Annotated in this window: 16 protein-coding genes; 9 read left to right on the top strand and 7 right to left on the bottom strand. The window is 68.0% G+C overall.

Annotation, left to right across the window (positions count from 1 at the left end; genetic code table 11):
- The first annotated feature begins 106 nt into the window (after positions 1 to 106).
- Together P5P27_RS15815 and P5P27_RS15810 are read left to right on the top strand one after the other, a co-directional pair.
- Positions 107 to 730, top strand: coding sequence for a ClpP family protease (locus P5P27_RS15815; protein WP_006897265.1), 624 nt, complete (start codon positions 107 to 109; stop codon positions 728 to 730).
- Positions 727 to 1,314 carry a ClpP family protease gene (locus tag P5P27_RS15810; protein ID WP_006897264.1) on the top strand — a complete coding sequence of 196 codons (588 nt, stop codon included), beginning with the start codon at positions 727 to 729 and terminating at the stop codon, positions 1,312 to 1,314. Before P5P27_RS15815 ends, P5P27_RS15810 begins: the two co-directional genes overlap by 4 nt.
- Positions 1,315 to 1,316: 2 nt before the next feature.
- On the opposite strand, the gene P5P27_RS15805 is transcribed toward P5P27_RS15810, so the two are convergent.
- The 3 genes from P5P27_RS15805 to P5P27_RS15795 all read right to left on the bottom strand — a co-directional run bounded on the left by P5P27_RS15805 (position 1,317) and on the right by P5P27_RS15795 (position 3,267).
- Positions 1,317 to 1,631, bottom strand: coding sequence for a helix-turn-helix domain-containing protein (locus tag P5P27_RS15805; RefSeq protein ID WP_006897263.1), 315 nt, complete (start codon positions 1,629 to 1,631; stop codon positions 1,317 to 1,319).
- 86 nt (positions 1,632 to 1,717) lie between these two features.
- Positions 1,718 to 2,101: a hypothetical protein gene (locus P5P27_RS15800; RefSeq protein WP_006897262.1), complete on the bottom strand. Its 384-nt coding sequence runs from the start codon at positions 2,099 to 2,101 to the stop codon at positions 1,718 to 1,720.
- Entirely contained in the window at positions 2,101 to 3,267 is a 1,167-nt protein-coding gene (locus P5P27_RS15795; protein WP_039867754.1) for a 3-ketosteroid-9-alpha-monooxygenase, oxygenase component, read from the bottom strand. Before P5P27_RS15795 ends, P5P27_RS15800 begins: the two co-directional genes overlap by 1 nt.
- A 157-nt stretch (positions 3,268 to 3,424) precedes the next feature.
- Between P5P27_RS15795 and hsaA the strand changes: the two genes are divergently transcribed.
- The 6 genes from hsaA to P5P27_RS15765 all read left to right on the top strand — a co-directional run bounded on the left by hsaA (position 3,425) and on the right by P5P27_RS15765 (position 9,389).
- Positions 3,425 to 4,609, top strand: a complete 1,185-nt coding sequence (gene hsaA / locus P5P27_RS15790; protein ID WP_006897260.1) for a 3-hydroxy-9,10-secoandrosta-1,3,5(10)-triene-9,17-dione monooxygenase oxygenase subunit — start codon at positions 3,425 to 3,427, stop codon at positions 4,607 to 4,609.
- A 38-nt stretch (positions 4,610 to 4,647) separates the two neighbouring features.
- The gene (hsaC, locus tag P5P27_RS15785; RefSeq protein ID WP_062366003.1) at positions 4,648 to 5,562 is read left to right on the top strand and encodes an iron-dependent extradiol dioxygenase HsaC; all 915 of its coding nucleotides are present in this window, start codon (positions 4,648 to 4,650) and stop codon (positions 5,560 to 5,562) included.
- Between the two features lie 126 nt (positions 5,563 to 5,688).
- On the top strand, positions 5,689 to 6,264 hold the full coding sequence (gene hsaB / locus P5P27_RS15780) for a 3-hydroxy-9,10-secoandrosta-1,3,5(10)-triene-9,17-dione monooxygenase reductase subunit (RefSeq protein WP_006897258.1): 576 nt from the start codon (positions 5,689 to 5,691) through the stop codon (positions 6,262 to 6,264).
- Entirely contained in the window at positions 6,255 to 7,451 is a 1,197-nt protein-coding gene (locus tag P5P27_RS15775; protein WP_278124923.1) for a hypothetical protein, read from the top strand. The genes hsaB and P5P27_RS15775 overlap by 10 nt, the downstream gene beginning before the upstream one ends.
- Positions 7,452 to 7,477: 26 nt before the next feature.
- Positions 7,478 to 8,260 carry an SDR family oxidoreductase gene (locus tag P5P27_RS15770; RefSeq protein ID WP_062366001.1) on the top strand — a complete coding sequence of 261 codons (783 nt, stop codon included), beginning with the start codon at positions 7,478 to 7,480 and terminating at the stop codon, positions 8,258 to 8,260.
- Positions 8,253 to 9,389 (top strand): sulfotransferase family protein, encoded by a 1,137-nt coding sequence (locus P5P27_RS15765; RefSeq protein WP_006897255.1) that lies wholly within the window; start codon positions 8,253 to 8,255, stop codon positions 9,387 to 9,389. Before P5P27_RS15770 ends, P5P27_RS15765 begins: the two co-directional genes overlap by 8 nt.
- 45 nt (positions 9,390 to 9,434) lie before the next feature.
- On the opposite strand, the gene P5P27_RS15760 is transcribed toward P5P27_RS15765, so the two are convergent.
- The gene (locus tag P5P27_RS15760; protein WP_278124921.1) at positions 9,435 to 10,934 is read right to left on the bottom strand and encodes an HNH endonuclease signature motif containing protein; all 1,500 of its coding nucleotides are present in this window, start codon (positions 10,932 to 10,934) and stop codon (positions 9,435 to 9,437) included.
- 86 nt (positions 10,935 to 11,020) lie between these two features.
- The gene (locus P5P27_RS15755) at positions 11,021 to 11,890 is read right to left on the bottom strand and encodes an alpha/beta fold hydrolase (protein WP_278124920.1); all 870 of its coding nucleotides are present in this window, start codon (positions 11,888 to 11,890) and stop codon (positions 11,021 to 11,023) included.
- Positions 11,891 to 12,065: 175 nt separating this feature from the next.
- On the opposite strand from P5P27_RS15755, the gene P5P27_RS15750 reads away from it, so the two are divergent.
- A complete protein-coding gene (locus P5P27_RS15750; RefSeq protein ID WP_278124919.1) occupies positions 12,066 to 13,292 on the top strand; it encodes an Nramp family divalent metal transporter in 1,227 nt (408 codons plus the stop codon).
- A gap of 595 nt (positions 13,293 to 13,887) precedes the next feature.
- Here the strand turns inward: P5P27_RS15750 and P5P27_RS15745 are convergent.
- The gene (locus P5P27_RS15745; protein ID WP_278124918.1) at positions 13,888 to 15,003 is read right to left on the bottom strand and encodes an acyl-CoA dehydrogenase family protein; all 1,116 of its coding nucleotides are present in this window, start codon (positions 15,001 to 15,003) and stop codon (positions 13,888 to 13,890) included.
- Positions 15,000 to 15,965: an acyl-CoA dehydrogenase family protein gene (locus P5P27_RS15740; RefSeq protein ID WP_278124917.1), complete on the bottom strand. Its 966-nt coding sequence runs from the start codon at positions 15,963 to 15,965 to the stop codon at positions 15,000 to 15,002. The genes P5P27_RS15745 and P5P27_RS15740 overlap by 4 nt, the downstream gene beginning before the upstream one ends.
- Position 15,966: the final 1 nt, after the last annotated feature.

Raw genomic sequence — 15,966 nt, 5'->3', positions numbered from 1 at the left:
CCTCGCCTTGCGTGCCGACGGTCGCGGGGGCCGGGTCCGCCGTCGGCGGATCCGCTGCGGGCAGATCCGCATGTACCGGCACCGTCCGACGGCGCACGCTGGTGCCATGACGAAACCCGATGAATCCCAACACTTCACCCGCGACGACCGCCAAGACCTGTATCGGCGGCGGGTCGTGGTACTCGACGGCCAGTTGGACGACGACAACGGCACCCTTCTCGCGACGCAGATGCTCTCCCTGGCCGCGGCCGACGACAGCGCCGACATCTCGCTCTGGATCCACTCACCCGGCGGGTCGGTTCCGGCGATGCTCGCGATCCGGGACGTGATGAACGTGGTGCCGTGCGATGTCTCGACCCTGGCTCTCGGGATCGCCTGCAGCGCGGGACAGTTCCTGTTGTCGGCGGGGGCCCGGGGCAAACGCCGGGCCATGCCGCACGCTCGCATCCTCATGCACCAGGGGTCGGCGGGTATCGGCGGAACCGCTGCCGATGTGGAGTTGCAGGCCGACGACCTGCGGTACACGCGGGACACGGTCCTGGGCCTGATCGCCGAGGACACCGGCCGCCCGCTGGAACAGATCTTCGAGGACTCGATCCGCGATCGGTGGTTCAGTGCGGAGCAGGCACGCGACTACGGTTTCGTCGACGAGGTGGTCGGGAACTTTACGGACGTGGTCCCGCACGCCGATCGGACCGGTTTCGGCCTCACGGGGAAGGCTGCGCGATGAGCTCCTACCCGATCCCGAACGTCGTCGAGCGGACGCCCGCCGGCGAACGGTTCACCGACGTCTACTCGCATCTGCTCGCGAGCCGGATCGTCTATCTCGGCACTCCGATCGACGCGGGCGTCGCGAACGCCCTCGTCGCGCAGTTGATCTACCTCGAAGCCGACAACCCCGACCGGGATATCGAGCTGTACATCAACTGCGAAGGCGGCGACCCGGCGGCGATGCTCGCGATCTACGACACCATGCAGTACATCCGGCCGCCGGTGGCCACGACGTGCGTGGGGCAGGCGGTGTCGGTGGGAGCGGTGCTCCTCGCGGCCGGGGCGCCGGGCAAGCGGTCCGCGACGCCGCATTCGAGGCTGGTGCTGCATCAGCCTGCGGCGGAGGGACGCGGCACGATCCCCGACTTGATCATCCAGGCCGACGAACTGGTGCGCGTGCGATCGCAGATGGAGCGAATCCTGGCGCGCCATACCGGGCACGACGAGGCGGAACTGCGCGCCGACACCGATCACACGCGGGTGTTCACCGCCGCCGACGCCGTCGGCTACGGGTTGATCGATCAAGTGGTCGACGAGCGGTGACCTCAGGCCGCGCAGGCCAGCGCGGTCGGACGCGACGGCGCCGGGGCCGTCGCGGTCGGCTGCGTCTCGCGGAGATGCTCGCCGACCGCTACGGTCACGTCGCCCAATGTGGTGTCCAGGGCGCCGACCACGGCGGCGATCATCTCACTGGAGGGATCCTTTCGTCCACGCTCGATCTCCGACAGATACTGCACCGACACTCCGGCGCGGGCGGCGGTGTCGGCGAGACGTTCGCCCCGCCGGAGCCGAAGGCTGCGCAGATGTTCTCCGAGCGCTTCCCGGAGCAATGGTGTGCGGACGATCGCGACGACTCCCATGACTCCAAATTAGGCCAGGCGGCGAAGATGACGCCGCCGACTCTGCTCAGAGCAGAATCGGCGGCGTGGCTGTGGGGAGACCGACCTCACCAGTAGCCGTCGGGATCCTCTTCCGGGGACTCGCTCGGGATGATGCCCTCGGCGACCCCGTGATCGATGCTCGCCGACAGCCGCGGGCACGTGGGCAGCAGTGCGGCATTGCCGCCCGAGGCCCGGATCTCGGAGATCTGCGAGCACCGGGCCAGCGCGTCGTCGTTCCACTGGACGCTGGTGTGGTGCGCGCTGGTCTTCTTCACCATCACGTGTGCGTGGCATGTGCGGCACTCGATGTCCGTCATGCCGCCGGTGAGGTAGTGCTTGCGGTCCCGGGCGGTGGCGTCGGCGATCGCGGCGACGCGCTCGGGATCGCCGGCCCACTGCGGGGCCTTCGCCCAGCCGGGGACCGCGGCCCGCTCGTCGGCGCGAGTCATCAGACCGACGCGCCCTCGGAATCGTTGGCCTCGGCCTCGGCGGCCTCCTTCTCGGCCTGGATCCGCAGGTTCTCCTGGACTTCCTTGTTCCAGGTCTCCTGAGCCTTGGCGGTGTCGATCTCGTACTCGAAGCGGCCCGTCATCTCCTCGGTGACGTCGGCGACGTCCACGTAGAACTGCTCGTACCAGCGTCGCAGCTGGTAAACGGGTCCGTCCTCCTCCACCAGCAGCGGATTGTCGATGCGGGTCTTGCGCTTCCAGATCGCGACGTCCTGCATGAACCCGACTTCGACGCCCTTGGTGATCGTCTTGACCATGCCGTCGGTCTGCTCGGGCGAGAGCCCCTGCGGGATCTTCGCCATGACGCCGAACATGAGGACGAACGAGTTCGAGTCGATGGGGTAGTGGCAGTTGGTCAGAATCGTCTCGACCGAGTACTTGCCGTAGTACTGCACCATCGGGTTCAGCATGTAAGACGGGCCGTAATACGCGGCGATCGACTCCAGGCGGGTGTCGCCGTAGGCGGTCGAGATGCCGACGTCGGGGCGGCCGTGGCTGTTCATGTATTGCGCCGCGGTCTCACCTTCGAAGACGTTCTTGAAGTAGTCCGGCAGCGCGTAGTGCACGTAGAAGAAGTGCGCCATGTCGACCACGTTGTCGATGATCTCGCGGCAGTTGGAGCCCTCGATCACGAGCTTGTTCCAGGTCCACCCGGTCCACTCGTCGGTGCCGAACTCGGCGAGTTCGGGAATGATGACGTCCTCCGGCGGCGGGTTGCCCTCGGGATCGTTGTAGACGAAGACCTGGCCGTTGCGGATCATCGTCGGCCACGTACGGGTCTTGGCCAGCTTCGGGTGCCGCTTCGCGTAGGGCACCTCGGCGCAACGTCCCTTGCCGTTCCACTGCCATCCGTGGAACGGGCACGCCACGTTGTCGCCCTTGACGGTGCCCATGGACAGGTCGGCGCCCATATGGCGGCAGTAGGCGTCCAGAGTGTGGATGTCGCCCTTGCTGTCGGCCCACACCACCAGCTTGGTACCGAAGATCTCCAGCGAGTGGGTCTCGCCGTCGTTGTACTCGTCCACCAGGCCGATGCAGTGCCAGCCTCGCGCGAATCGGGTGGGGGGCGTGCCGGTGTCGATCTCCCGGATGTCGGTGTCAGCCATCTTCTCGGCCTCCTCGTCGGTCTCGTTTCGGGCTCTGGCCCGTCTGACTCGATAGTAGAACATGTTCCACTAGAATGAGAACGTGTTCTAGTCCAAAACGAGAACGTGTTCTAATATTGGTCGTAAGTCGATGACGGCACACGAACAGGAGTGACTCATGTCAGCACAGCGGAGCGAAGCCGCGCAGCAGGTTCTGGACAAGATCGATGCATTGCTGCCGGATCTCGCGCAGCGCGCGCAGTCCACGGAGGATGCGCGACGCATCCCCGCGGAGGTCGCGGACATGCTCCAGGAGACCGGCTTCTTCAAGCTCCTGCAGCCCGCGCAGTGGGGCGGTCACGAGACCGACCCCGTCACCTTCTACGAGGCGGTGCGCCGTCTGGCCACCGCCTGCGGTTCCACCGGGTGGGTCGCGGGCATCGTCGGCGTCCACAACTGGCATCTCGCGCTGTTCAGCCAGCAGGCGCAGGAAGACGTCTGGGGCGAGGATCCCAATGTCCGCATCTCGTCCTCGTACGCACCGATGGGCATGGGTGAGGTCGTCGACGGCGGCTACAAGGTCAACGGCTCCTGGGCATGGTCGTCCGGCTGCGACATCGCCGACTGGGTGGTCGTCGGCGGACCGGTCATCAAGAACGGCAAGCCGGTCGACTTCGTCAGCTTCCTGATCCCGCGGACCGACTACAACATCAAGGACGTGTGGAACGTCGTGGGCCTGCGCGGCACCGGCTCCAACACCATCGAGGTCAAGGACGTCTTCGTTCCCACGCACCGGGTTCTGAGCTTCGGCGTCATGAGCAAGGGCGCCGCTCCCGGGCTCGAGCGCAACACGGCGCCGGTCTACAAGATGCCGTGGGGCACCATCCACCCATCGACCATCTCGACCCCGATCGTCGGCATGGCCTACGGCGCCTACGCCGCCCACGTCGAGCATCAGGGCAAGCGCGTCCGCGCCGCCTACGCGGGCGAGAAGGCCAAGGACGATCCGTTCGCCAAGGTTCGCATCGCCGAGGCCGCCTCGGACATCGACGCCGCGTGGCGTCAGCTCTCGGGCAATCTGCAGGCCGAGTACGACCTGATCGTCGCCGGTGAAGAGGTGCCGATGGAACTGCGTCTGGCCGCGCGCCGCGACCAGGTCCGAGCGACGTCGCGTGCGATCGACTCCATCGATCTGCTCTTCGAGAACTCCGGCGCGCACGCACTGGAGAACGGGACGCCGATCCAGCGTTTCTGGCGCGACGCCCACGCCGGCCGCGTTCATGCGGCCAACGACCCGGAACGGGCCTACCAGGCCTTCGGCAACGGCGAGTTCGGCATCCCCATCGGCGACACGATGGTATAGCGCGACGGCCCGACTACTTGACGAGGAACGACGAACACATGACTGACGACCAGAGCCCGATCCGGTCTCTCGGCTACATGCGGATAGACGCCACGGACATGGACGCGTGGCGTGAGTACGGGCTGAAGGTGCTCGGCATGGTGGAGGGTTCGGGGTCCATCCCGGGCGCCCTCTATCTGCGGATGGACGACTTCCCGGCGCGCCTGGTGATCGTGCCCTCCGATCGCGATCATCTCGCGTGCTCGGGCTGGGAGTGCGCCACCGCGGCCGGGCTGCAGGAGGTCCGTGACCGGCTCAGCGCCGCGGGCGTCGAGTTCCGGGAGGGCACCCCGGAGGAGATCGCCGACCGCCGCGTCGACGAGTTGATCGTCTTCTCCGATCCCGACGGGAACGTCCTCGAGGCCTTCCACGGGGTGGCGCTGCAGCATCGCCGGGTGGTGAGCCCGTACGGCCACACCTTCGTCACCGGCGAGCAGGGCCTGGGTCACGTGGTCCTCACCACCACCGACGACGCGCGGGCGCTGACGTTCTACCGGGACGTTCTGGGCTTCCGGCTCCGCGATTCGATGCGGCTCCCGCCGCAGGTGGTCGGGCGTCAGGAGGGTGAGGAGCCGGCGTGGCTGCGGTTCTTCGGCTGCAACCCCCGGCACCACTCGCTGGCGTTCCTGCCGATCCCGAACAGCACCGGCATCGTGCATCTGATGGTCGAGGTCGAGAACTCCGACGACGTCGGCCTGGCCCACGACCGCGCGCTGCGCAGGAAGGTGCCGATGTCGGCCACGCTCGGTCGCCACGTGAACGACCTGATGCTCTCGTTCTACATGAAGACGCCCGGCGGCTTCGACGTCGAGTTCGGTTGCGAGGGCAGGCAGGTGGACGACACCGACTGGATCGCCCGCGAATCGACGGCGGTCAGCCTCTGGGGTCACGATTTCACGATCGGTATGAAGTAGGTCCGAGCCCGTTCCGCCGGTCGAGCGAGCGGAGTGAGTCGATTGCCCACTCCGTCCGCTCGGCCCGATCATCCGGCCGCACTGCACCCGACCCACTGCATCCGACCCCACCGAAGGGAAACCGACATGACTCCGCACTCCCCGTACGGGACCGACGACTTCGACTCCCGGCAGTTCCGGACCGCGATGGGCCAGTTCTGCACCGGGGTCACGGTGATCACCACGCTCGACGAGGAGGAGAAGCCGGTCGGCTTCGCCTGTCAGTCGTTCGCGGCGCTGTCGCTGGACCCGCCGCTGGTCCTGTTCTGTCCGCAGAAGACGTCGCGAACCTGGCCGGTGATCGAGGCGCGGGGGCAGTTCTGCGTCAACGTGCTGTCGAACCGGCAGCAGGATGTCAGCGCGACCTTCGGCGCGCCGGGGGCCGACAAGTTCAAGTCGATCACCTGGGATCCGTCGCCCGCGGGGCTGCCGGTGCTGCGGCACAGTCTCACCTGGGTGGAGTGCTCGGTGGACTCGGTCACCGACGGGGGCGACCACTGGATCGTCATCGGGCGGGCTCAGATCCTCGGCGACGTGCTGCAGGACAAGCCTCTGCTGTTCTATCGCGGCGGCTACCTGTCCACCGAGCATCCGCGGGTGACGCCGGCTCAGGCCGAACTCGACAACTTCCTCACCTGGACCGGAGGCGACACGTGGCTGTGACCGAGCCCGCGGAGTCGGTCACCGGGCCGTTCACCGCGGCGATCGCCGAAGCCGAGGCGCTGGTGCGCAGTGCGGACTTCGCCGAGACCGACGCCGAGCGCGCGGAGGGTCTCGACTATCTGGCGGGCGGCATCTCGTCGATTCTCCAGGTGGCACGCGCGGGGGAGAAGACGCATCCCTATTTCGTGACTTCCACGGGGCCGTACTCCAAGATGGGGCTCGACAACCCGGACACGCTCTATTACCACGCGACGGTGGTCCCCGAGGCCACGTACGTGGTGCGGGGCGTGCGTGGCACCACCGCTGATCTGGCCTTTCAGGTGATCCGGGGCAATTACACGGCGGATGAGGTCCCCGGCGGAGAGACCGCCTTCGACGATCGCGTGATCCCGATCGCCGACGACGGGAGTTTCGAGATCACGTTCGGGCCGGAGCGGCCGGGAGTGCCCGACGGCACCCACTTCGTGCTGGGTGAGGGCGCGACCATGCTCTCGGTCCGGGAGGTGTACAGCGACTGGGCCGCCGAGCAGAAGGGTTCGATCACCATTGAGCGGGTGGACACCGTCGGACTTCCACCCGCGGAACTCTCCACCGACCGGATCGCCAAGCGCTACGCCGTGGCGGCGAAGATGCTGACCTCGCGCGTGAACACATGGTTCAACTTCCCCAAGTGGTTCTACCTCGATGAGCCGGTCAACACCTTCACGGCGCCGCGCACCACGCCGGGCGGGTTGGCGACTCAGTACTCGTCGGTCGGTCACTTCGATCTGCCCGCGGGCCGGTCGATGGTGGTGACCGTGCCGTGCTCCGATGCGCCCTACCAGGGCTTTCAGCTCGGCAGCATGTGGTACATCTCGCTCGACTATGTGAATCATCAGACGTCGCTGAACTCGGCTCAGGCTCAGGTGGACCCGGACGGAATGATCCGGATGGTGATTGCGGCGAACGATCCGGGAATCGCGAACTGGGTGGAGACCACCGGCCGGCGGCGCGGCATCCTGCAGTTCCGGTGGCAGCGGACCGATGCGCCGATCACTGCCGAGCAGGGTCCCACGGCAGTGGTGGTGGACGATGCCGACGTTCCCTCGCATCTGCCGTACTACCGGGACAACCGGATCGACGCCGCCGGCTGGGCAGAGCGGATCGCGGTCCGGCAACGGGCATTCGCCCGCCGGATGCTCGGATAGACAGGCTCGGATAGACAGGACGGGTAATGGCAGGTCTTCTCGACGGAAAGATCGTCGTCGTCTCCGGAGTGGGTCCGGCGCTGGGCCGTGCGGTGTGCGTGCGTTCCGCGGCCCAGGGGGCTCGCGTGGTGCTCGCGGCACGGACCGAGTCGCGGCTCGCGGAGATCGCGGCCGAGATCCGGCAGGCGGGCGGCGAGGCGCTGACCGTCCCCACCGACATCACCGACGATTCCGCGGTGGCGAACCTCGTCGATCGCACCGTGGCCGAGTTCGGCGGGGTCGACGTCCTGGTCAACAACGCCTTCGCGGTCCCGTCGATGAAGCCGCTGGGCCGCACCGACTTCGACCAGATCACTTCCGGTCTCGACCTCACCGTGCTCGGCACACTCCGAGTCATCAAGGCGTTCACCCCCGCGTTGAGCGAGGCGAACGGGTCGATCGTGAACGTCAACTCCATGGTGATCCGGCATTCGGAGCCGCGTTACGGCAGCTACAAGATCGCTAAGTCGGCGCTGCTGTCGATGTCGCAGACACTGGCCACCGAGCTCGGCGGCGAGGGGATTCGGGTCAACAGCGTCGCGCCCGGATACATCTGGGACGACCAGCTGAAGTGGTACTTCGGCGAGGTCGCGAAGAAGTACGGGATCACCCCGGAGCAGGTCTACGAGCAGACCGCGTCGCGCAGCGATCTGAAACGGCTGCCGGAGCCCGCGGAGATCGCAGACGCGGTGCTGTTCCTCGCCTCGGACCTCGCGCGGGCGATCACCGGACACACCCTCGACGTGAACTGCGGTGAATACCATGACTGAGTCCCGAACCACTGTCGGCACGGTCGACGAACTGCACGAGGCGGCGATCCGCGCCGTCGGCCTCGAGGACTTCGGCGACACGGACTACCTCGAAGGTCTCGAGGTGCTGCTGTCGTCGTACGCGCAGTCCGCCGATCTGGAACCGTTGGGCAGCAAGATGTTCCGCTACTTCCTCAAGGGCGCGCTGATCGCACGGCTGCTCAGCGAGGCGGGGTGGAAGAACAACCCGGACTACGTGCGGGTGCCGGTGGAACGGCCGGTGTTCGTCACCGGACTGCCGCGGACCGGCACCACCGCGTTGCACAGGCTGCTGGCCGCCGACCCCGCCCATCAGGGGCTGGAGATGTGGCTGACGGAGTTCCCGCAGCCGCGGCCTCCGCGCGAGACATGGGACGCGAACCCGGTCTTTCAGCAGATAGACGCCGGGTTGTCGCAGCATCACGTGGAGAACCCGGAGTTCATGGGGCTGCACTACATGGGCGCGGCCGAGGTGGAGGAGTGCTGGCAACTGCTGAGGCAGTCGCTGATGTCGATCTCGTACGAATCGCTCGCGCACATTCCCGAGTACTCGGAGTGGCTCGCGCAGCAGGATTGGACGCCCGCCTACGAGCGCCACCGGCGCAATCTCCAGCTCATCGGCGGCAACGACGTCGATCGGCGCTGGGTGCTGAAGAACCCGAGCCATCTCTTCGCGCTCGACGCGATCATGGAGGTGTATCCCGACGCTGTCATCGTGCAGACGCATCGTGCGCCGGAGACGATCATCGGATCCATGTGCAGCCTCGCGGAGCAGGCGACGGCGGGCTACTCGCGTGCGTTCACCAGGGACCGGATCGGGCAGACGCAACTCGATCTGTGGTCGCGCGGTCTGCACGCGTTCTCTCGGGCGCGCGAGAAGTACGACCCGGCGCAGTTCGTCGACGTCGACTTCACCGATCTGAGGGCGGACCCGTTCGGAACCGTGGAGCGCGTGTACGACGCGATCGGTGCCGAGTTCACCGACGCCGCCAAAGGGGCGATGACCGCGCTCGACGAGGATTCCAAGTCGGGCGACCGCCGGCCGCAGCACAAGTACGCGCTCGAGGACTACGGGCTCACCGCAGATCAGGTGCGCAAGGCGTTCGCGTAGGAGCGGTCCACGCTCAGATCCTCGGGGCGCGCGGTGCTCCGCCGGTCAGGCGGCGATGAGGCGGGCGAGGTAGGCCTCGCCGCGGGAGTCGCCCGGTGCGGGCGGGGCGTGCGGACCCTGATCGGGCAGGAGTTCGGCGTGGTGGATCTGGTTGACCCTCCACCCTTTCCGAGGGTACCGAGCAGCGACGGGTCGCCACGCGATGCGCCCGGCGTGTGGACCGTCGATGAGAAGCATCGTCTCCCAGTCGCCGAGGGCCTTGCCCACTGAGCGATTGTGACGGCCGCACGCGGCCCCGAGGTGGTCGACATCGGTGGGGCCGCCGTCCGCGTAATCGGGGAAGTGGTGGGCCTGGGTGCGGGAGAACGGGGCTGCGCAGCCGGGGGCGGTGCAGCCGCGGTCGCGGGCGAAGAGCATCAGCCGCTGGGCTTTCGACGCGAGGCGTCGTCCCCGACCCAGGTAGAGGGCCTGGCCGGTGTGGTGAGAGAACACCGCCAAATGCGGAGTCGCGTCGGCAGCGACTTCGATCAACTCAGCGACGGGCAGCCGAGTACCCGTCGCGGTCAAGGCGACACCCGCGTGCTCGCGCAGTTCTTTGTCTGTGACGGTGACGACGATCTGCGACGACAGCCGGCCGTTCCCGGTGGTTGCGGCGGCGGTCAGTGCGCGTTCGGCGTCGAGCAGCGCGACGAGGGCGTCGTGGCCGCGTTGTCCGGCGGTGCGGTCGTCGCGCTCGGCCGCAGCGGCGACCGCGGCGGGGTCGGCGACTTCGCACGCCCCGCGTGGAGACTCCGGATCTGCCGGGTTGTTCATGCCGGGTGCGGCCCACGAACCCAACAGGAGTTCGAAGCGGGCCCGCAGCGCCGGGGTCAGGGACGCAGTCACTTTGCTCATCAGCCGCCGGTCCTGCGGCATCAAGGCGAACTTGCGGTGCCGCTTGCGGTCCCGCTCGTCGGTCAGTGATCCGTCGGGGTCCAGGTGCGCTAGCAGCCGGATCCCGGCGGCTCGGACGCCGTCCGGGGTCAGCTCCCGCGCCACAGCAGCCAACTGGGCCTCGGCCTGTTCACGCGTCAGTGGGTCGACGGCGGCCGGGATCCTGTCCATGATCGCATCGATCTCCCGGACGTGGGCCGCACCGATGACCCCGTCGGTGACCGCATCGGCGGTGGCCGGGCGCGACGGTGGGAGGGTTTGGCCCTGTAGTCCGGTGAAGCGGCCGATCGCGGCAACGCTGGTCCGTCGGCGGCGGGCCTCACCGTCGCCCAGACGCAGTCCCGAGGACAGGTACTGATGCAGTGACAGGTAGCCGTCCTTGCGGTAGGCGCCGCGGTCGGAGACCTCCACCAGCAGCGCGGCGTCGACGGCGTCGAGCCGGCGGTGCACTCGCTCGAGAACCTCGGCGATCTCGAGGAGCTGTTCCTCGGTGGCGGCGGTGAACCGGGCAGCGGCGAGTGCAACCGTCGCCCCCTCGATCATGGCGACCAGGGCGGCCGGATCTGTTGGCAGCGCCGTTGACGGCTCGGCTTCCGTCTGATCTGCATCCATCCGACTCACCCCCTATCCGTGTCGTCGATCACTCACTATCCGATTGTATGTACGAAGCCTATCGCGGGGGTACGACAAGGCCTGGGTTACAAACCGCTACGGTCCAGGAATCCCTCGATCGCCGCGGCGAAGACCTCGTTGTCGTCTCCGGCAACCATGTGGCCTGCGCCGCTGACGTCGGCGGTCTCCGCGTGGGGGATCAATGCGCGCATGTGGTGCACGCCGGCGTCGCTCACAACATCCGACTTCCCGCCGCGGACGATGAGCGTCGGAACGGTGACGTTCCGGGCGGCCTCGGCCAGGCGTTCGGGATCGGTGTGCCGGCGCGGTTCGTCGCCGTCGCCCGATCGGATGAACTGCGGGTCCCAGTGCCAGTACCAGCGTCCGTCGTCGCGGCGTCGCACGTTCTTGCGCAGTCCGTCCAGGGTCGCCGGACGTGTTCGTGCCGGGTTGTACGCCGCCACCGCGTCGGCCACCTCCTCCAGGCTCGCGAATCCGTCGACGTGATCGGTCATGAACGCCTTGATGCGGTCGATGCCCGTCTGCTCCACGTTCACCACGATGTCCACCAGCACGAGCGCCGCCGCGGCCGACTGGTCCTCGCCCGCGGTGCAGAGGCCGGTGATGCCGCCGAGTGACGCACCGACGATCACGGGGGCGCCAGACAGTGTCGGCAACACGCCGCGCAGGTCGGAGACGAACGCCTCCAACCCGTAGTCGTGGTCACGCGCCCAGTCGCTGTCGCCGTGTCCGCGCAGATCGATGGTGTAGACATCGCGTCCGCGCGAGACCAGGGCGGAGGCGGTGCGGTCCCACGAATGGCGGGTCTGCCCTCCGCCGTGCAGCAGCAGCGCGGGAGCGGCCGCGGGGCCGGAACCGTTCGCGCGCCAGTGGTCGCCGCGCAGTGTGAGGTCGCCGATTTCGACAGCGAAGGACTGCGGGACTGTGACGGTCATGATGGCGGCCTTCCGATGCAACGATTTCCTCTCTTGTGGGTACTACATATCGGAATCGTCCGCGTGGGTGGGGTGTCGTGCGCGCCGGAATCGAGCAGGTGACGACGTCATTGGTGAGCATCCGCACATTAGAGTTCGGTTGACCGAATTATTGCTGAACGCCTAGCCTCATTACATGCTTCGCACAAGGGGTTCGGGGACTCGTCTGCGCGCCGTGGGCCTGCTGGGACCGGCGTTCGTCGCGGCGATCGCCTACGTCGATCCCGGCAATGTCGCGGCCAACATCACCGCCGGCGCGAAGTACGGGTATCTCCTCGTCTGGGTACTGGTCGTCGCCAACGTGATGGCGGTGATGGTGCAGTATCAGTCGGCCAAACTCGGGGTGGTGACCGGGAAGACGCTGCCCGAGACGTTGGGGCGGCGCCTGTCGCGGCGGTCGCGTCTGCTGTTCTGGGCCCAGGCCGAACTCGTGGCGGGAGCCACCGACATCGCCGAGGTGATCGGCGGTGCGATCGCCCTCAACCTGCTCTTCGGACTGCCGTTGCCGATCGGCGGAGTGATCGTCGGCCTGGTGTCGATGGCGATCCTCTCGATGGCCGATCGACGCCGACAGCGGCGATTCGAAACTGCGATCGTGGCGCTGTTGGCCGTGATCGTCTTCGGTTTCCTGGCCGGACTGCTCGTGAATCCGCCCGACGCCGGCGGGATCATCAACGGCATGGTTCCCCGGCTCGACGGCGCCGAGACTGTGCTGCTCGCGGCATCGATGCTGGGGGCGACGGTGATGCCCCACGCGATCTATCTGCATTCGTCCCTGGTGATCGACCGGCATGGTCAGCCGATCGGCGCCGGCCGCACGCGCAGGCTGCTCGCGATCACGCGGATCGACGTCGTCATCGCGCTCGTGATCGCGGGCACTGTGAACATCGCGCTCCTGGTCCTCGCTGCGTCGAGTCTGTATGGACGCGAGGGCACCGACAGCATCGAGGGGGCGCACGATGCGGTACGCGATGCGCTCGGGCCGGTGGTGGCGGCGGTGTTCGCCGTCGGTCTGCTCGCGTCCGGTATCGCTTCGACGTCGGTCGGCGCGTACGCCGGTGGCGCGATCATGGGAGGGCTGCTCAAGCGGCGGATTCCGATTCTCGTACGCCGCGCGGTGACGCTGATCCCGGCGGTCGTCGTCCTGGCGCTGGGTGTGAATCCGACGATGGCGCTGGTCATCTCGCAGGTGGTGCTCAGCTTCGGGATCCCGTTCGCGATCGTTCCCCTGCGTCGCTACACCGCGGACCGGGCCTTGATGGGCGAGTTCGCCGACGGCCGCCCGTTGCGCTGGGCCTCCGCTGTCGCCGCAGTCGCCATCGTCGTGCTCAACGTGGTGCTGATCGGTCTGACGTTCGTGTAGGTGCGCTGTCTGGGCGGGTCTGCGCGCGGTGGTTGGGGACGCTCGCCGTCGTCCCCAGGCTCGTCGAGTAGGAGTGTGAGCGTAGCGAGCGCGTCGTATCGAGACATGGTGCGCGCGGTTGGTTTCGACTCGCTTCGCTCGCTCAACGAGCCTGGAGGGGGCGCTCGCCGTCGTTCCGAGGTTTGTCGAGTAGGCGTGTGAGCGTAGCGAGCGCGTCGTGTCGAGACATGGTGTGCGTTGTGGTTTCGACTCGCTTCGCTCGCTCAACGAGCCTGGGGGGGCTCGCTCAACCGGCCTGGAGGGGGCGCTCGCCTTCGTTCCGAGGTTTGTCGAGTAGGCGTGTGAGCGTAGCGAGTGCGGCGTATCGAGACATGGTGTGTGCGGTTGGTTTCGTCTCGCTTCGCTCGCTCAACGAGCCTGGGGGGTCGCTCAACGAGCCTGAGAGGGGCGCTCGTCGTCGTTCCGAGGTTTGTCGAGTAGGCGTGTGAGCGTAGCGAGCGCGTCGTATCGAGACATGGTGTGTGCGTTGTGGTTTCGACTCGCTTCGCTCGCTCAACGAGCCTGGGGGCTCGCTCAACCAGCCTGGGGAGGTGCCTCAACCGGCCTGGGAAGGTTCGCTCAGACTCACCCGGGCCAGCGCGTGATGCGGCTGGCCGAACAGCTGTGCGTCGGCCTGGGCACGTTTGAAGAACATGCCGATGTCGTGTTCCCAGGTGATGCCGATGCCGCCGTGCAACTGGACGGCGGAGCCGGTGACCGACATGTAACCCTCCGAGCAGTAGACGTGAGCGGCGGCGGCGAGTTCGGCCGCGTCGTCGCGTCCCTGGACGAGGGCATCGATCGCCGCGGCGGACATCGACCGCATCGCCTCCACCTTCACGTACATGTCGGCCATCGCGTGCTTGAGCGCCTGGAACGAGGCGAGCGCCCGCCCGAACTGCTTGCGCGAGGTGGTGTGCTCCACCGTCAGTTCGAGGGCCCGGGCGGCGCCGCCAACCTGCTCGGCCGACAACATCGCCCAAGCCAGGGTGCGGATACGCTCGGCGACGTCCGGTGGCGACGCGAGGGTCGTAGACGACACCTCGTCGAAACTGACGCGAGCCAGCGGTCGCGTGGGATCGAGCAGCGGCAGCGGGGTGACGGTGACGCCCTCGGTATTCGCGTCCACCTCGTGCAGTGTCTGCGCGGCCCCGGCCTCGCCCGGCCGACCGGCCACCACCAGGAAGACATCGGCCGACTCGCCGTCGATCACGTATTCGGCGGTCCCACTGAGCAGGCCCGCCTCGGCGACCACACCGGGCGTCGACCACCCTGCGGCGTCGGCCCAGCACAGGGCGCCGATGCGTTCGCCCGAAGCCAATCCAGGTAGCAGCCGGGCGGCTGCGTCGTCGTCGCCGGAGGCGAGGACGGCACCCGCGGCCAGAACCGCGGACGAGAACACGGGCACCGGAGCGAGTGCGGCGCCCACCTCCTCGACGGCCAAGGCGGTCTCGGTGAGGGCGGCGCCGGCACCGTCGTACTGCTCGGGGACGGCGAGGGCCGCGACTCCCACCTCGGTGCAGAGTGTCTCCCACACGGCGCGGTCCATGCGGCCCTGCGTGCGGATGGCGGCGCGGACCGAGGCGGAATCGGATCGGCGGCGCAGCACGTCGCGGATCGACTCGGCCAAGGCTGCGCGGTCTTCGGCGCTGATGCTCTCGTGAGTGCTCACAGGGTCTCCAGGATCAGGGCGCGGTGCTCGGCGGGAGTGCCCCACGCCGACACGAGCGCACGGGTCTTGGTCAGGTACAGCGAGAGATCGTGCTCGGCGGTGTATCCGATGGCGCCGAGCACCTGCAGACTCCGGCGTGAGGCGAGGTACGCTGCATCCGCCGCGGCGACCTTCGCAGCGGAGACGTCGCGCGCCACATCGGTGTCCGCCGGCGCGTTTCCATCGAGACCCACCGCTGCACCGTGGACCAGGGGCCGGGCCATCTCGATGGCGATGGCGACGTCGGCCAGGTGGTGTTTGACGGCCTGGTACGAGCCGATGGCGCGGTTGAACTGTTTGCGCGCCTTGGCGTATTCCGAAGCGATGTCGAGCATCGCACCGCCCAGTCCGATCAGCTGCGCGGCCGTCGCCAGCGCGCCGAGATGCGCGACCGCCCTCTCGTCCGCGGTCCCGAGCGCGGCTCCGGCTTCGACGTCGGCCACCGTCCGGGTCGGATCGACCGACGGGTGCTCGGCGACGACGGTCCCCGAAGAGAGGGCCCCGTCGCGCAGGACGTAGACGTCCGCGTCGACCGGCGCGGCGGCGCGACGGGCGGTGGCCGACGTCGCGATGGTGGCCGGACGGCCGTTCAGCAGCGCCGCCAGCGCATCGGACGCGCCCGCGGCCGCGAGCGCGCAGGGGACGGCGGCGAAGGTCTCGGCGACCGGGCCGGGCAGCGCGAACCGGCCGATCTGCTCTGCGGCGACCACCATCTCAGTGGCACCGGCACCCGAGCCGCCCAGATCGTCGTCGACGAGCAGACCGGTGATTCCGGCCTCGGCGAGCCGGCCGTAGACGGTGAGGGCGGGGGTGCGGTCGCCCTCCGACCATGCGCGTGCGACCGCTGCTCCGCCTGCCTTCTCGCCGATGGCGGCGACGGTCGACGCGAGGTCGGTGTGGATGTCGTTGAGGAGGAAGTCCATG

Source organism: Gordonia sihwensis (assembly GCF_029632925.1).
Lineage (GTDB): Bacteria > Actinomycetota > Actinomycetes > Mycobacteriales > Mycobacteriaceae > Gordonia > Gordonia sihwensis.
This window is presented reverse-complemented; position numbering and strand designations above follow the sequence as displayed.

Bases quoted from the DNA above. Each gene is read 5' to 3' on its own strand.
- hsaB (WP_006897258.1), top strand. From the start codon at position 5,689: ATGACTCCGCACTCCCCGTACGGGACCGACGACTTCGACTCCCGGCAG.
- P5P27_RS15750 (WP_278124919.1), top strand. From the start codon at position 12,066: ATGCTTCGCACAAGGGGTTCGGGGACTCGTCTGCGCGCCGTGGGCCTG.
- P5P27_RS15740 (WP_278124917.1), bottom strand. From the start codon at position 15,965: ATGGACTTCCTCCTCAACGACATCCACACCGACCTCGCGTCGACCGTC.
- P5P27_RS15800 (WP_006897262.1), bottom strand. From the start codon at position 2,101: ATGACTCGCGCCGACGAGCGGGCCGCGGTCCCCGGCTGGGCGAAGGCC.
- P5P27_RS15770 (WP_062366001.1), top strand. From the start codon at position 7,478: ATGGCAGGTCTTCTCGACGGAAAGATCGTCGTCGTCTCCGGAGTGGGT.
- P5P27_RS15760 (WP_278124921.1), bottom strand. From the start codon at position 10,934: ATGGATGCAGATCAGACGGAAGCCGAGCCGTCAACGGCGCTGCCAACA.
- hsaA (WP_006897260.1), top strand. From the start codon at position 3,425: ATGTCAGCACAGCGGAGCGAAGCCGCGCAGCAGGTTCTGGACAAGATC.
- P5P27_RS15810 (WP_006897264.1), top strand. From the start codon at position 727: ATGAGCTCCTACCCGATCCCGAACGTCGTCGAGCGGACGCCCGCCGGC.
- P5P27_RS15755 (WP_278124920.1), bottom strand. From the start codon at position 11,890: ATGACCGTCACAGTCCCGCAGTCCTTCGCTGTCGAAATCGGCGACCTC.
- P5P27_RS15795 (WP_039867754.1), bottom strand. From the start codon at position 3,267: ATGGCTGACACCGACATCCGGGAGATCGACACCGGCACGCCCCCCACC.
- P5P27_RS15805 (WP_006897263.1), bottom strand. From the start codon at position 1,631: ATGGGAGTCGTCGCGATCGTCCGCACACCATTGCTCCGGGAAGCGCTC.
- P5P27_RS15765 (WP_006897255.1), top strand. From the start codon at position 8,253: ATGACTGAGTCCCGAACCACTGTCGGCACGGTCGACGAACTGCACGAG.
- hsaC (WP_062366003.1), top strand. From the start codon at position 4,648: ATGACTGACGACCAGAGCCCGATCCGGTCTCTCGGCTACATGCGGATA.
- P5P27_RS15815 (WP_006897265.1), top strand. From the start codon at position 107: ATGACGAAACCCGATGAATCCCAACACTTCACCCGCGACGACCGCCAA.